A 534-nucleotide genomic window follows, 5' to 3' on the forward strand; every position below is an offset into this window, starting at 1 on the left:
GACACGGCCAGTGCCGATCTTGTGATCACCATCAACGGCACCAACGACGGTGTGACGCTGGACGTGCCGGTGGACACCAGCGCGACCACACCGGATGGCGACACCGCCGATCAGGTGGTCTTCGAGAGTGGACTGATCGGCGGCTCCAACACGAACGCGGCCGACACCCACGTTGCCTCCAGCTTCACCCTGAAGGCCTTGGACGGCCTGGCCGCCACCGATGCGGTCACCATTGCCTACACCGATGCGAACGGTGATCCGGCCAGCCTGGTGTTGAGCAAGGCCGACATCGAAAACCTCGGCACAACAAACCAAACGGTCACCACCCAGTACGGTGACCTGGTGCTGAACGGGTATGCCCAGGCGGCAGATGGCACCATCACCGTCGACTACGAATACACCCTGACGAACGCACCGGCCGTCGATGCGACCGATGTCAGCGACACCTTTGGCATCACAGCCGAGGATGACGACGGTGAAACCGCGACACAGAACCTCGGCATCAAGATCGTCGACGATGCGCCGACCGCGGCT

Annotated in this window: 1 protein-coding gene; it reads left to right on the top strand. The window is 62.7% G+C overall.

Features of this window, described 5'->3' with window-relative positions; genetic code table 11:
- Nucleotides 1-534, top strand: a 534-nt coding sequence (locus E0702_RS19085) for a hypothetical protein (protein WP_165927556.1), incomplete at both ends; no start/stop codon positions are given.

It is taken from the genome of Halomonas marinisediminis, from assembly GCF_004347715.1.
Lineage (GTDB): Bacteria > Pseudomonadota > Gammaproteobacteria > Pseudomonadales > Halomonadaceae > Halomonas > Halomonas icarae.